Source organism: uncultured Caballeronia sp. (assembly GCF_964243625.1).
Lineage (GTDB): Bacteria > Pseudomonadota > Gammaproteobacteria > Burkholderiales > Burkholderiaceae > Caballeronia.
In genome coordinates this window covers 1-568 of sequence record NZ_CAXTGZ010000726.1, presented here as the reverse complement: position 1 = coordinate 568, position 568 = coordinate 1, and the positions used below count along the sequence as shown (strand labels likewise).

1 pseudogene is annotated in these 568 nt (G+C 64.4%); it reads right to left on the bottom strand.

Going from position 1 to position 568, the window contains the following annotated elements:
* Positions 1–54: 54 nt before the first annotated feature.
* Positions 55–303: pseudogene (locus ACFFAR_RS29980) on the bottom strand (alpha/beta hydrolase); the annotation flags it as partial.
* Positions 304–568 lie beyond the last annotated feature (265 nt).

Genomic DNA, 568 nt, shown 5'->3' with positions numbered 1-568 from the left:
CCATCGGGTAGCGGTCACCGCGTCGTCGTGCGCGGCTGGAAACGGATGCTCGGGCGCGAGCCGGTAGTCGACGGAGACGACGACGGCGTTCATGTCACGGCAGAATTTGCGCGCGATGTCGTCCATCAGTTCAACGCTGCCGAGTACAAACCCGCCGCCGTGAAAGAACACCACCGTTGCCAGGCTCTGCCGCGCATCCTGCGGACGATAGACGCGCACTGGCACTTGGGCGTAGTCAATTCCGGCGAGCGCGTCTTCGACCTCGCCCACAACAGGCAACGGGAAACACTCTCGCGCGCTCATAATCGCGCGCCGCATCCGCTCACGAGCCTGCTCGGACGTGCCGGAAAACGGCGGCGGTGCGTGCGCGGCACGCATGGCCGACACAACAGCGGCGAGCTCGGGATCGAGCGGGCGCGATCCGGTCGTGACTCTCATGGCAGTCCGAGAATGTAGTGCTGGGAAGTAACCGCGCGCTTTCGCAGCGCATCGAGATCGACATTCAGCATGTGGCCGTTTCGTTTCACCGCACGCCCCGCGACATAGACTGTGTCCACGTTGCCCGGAT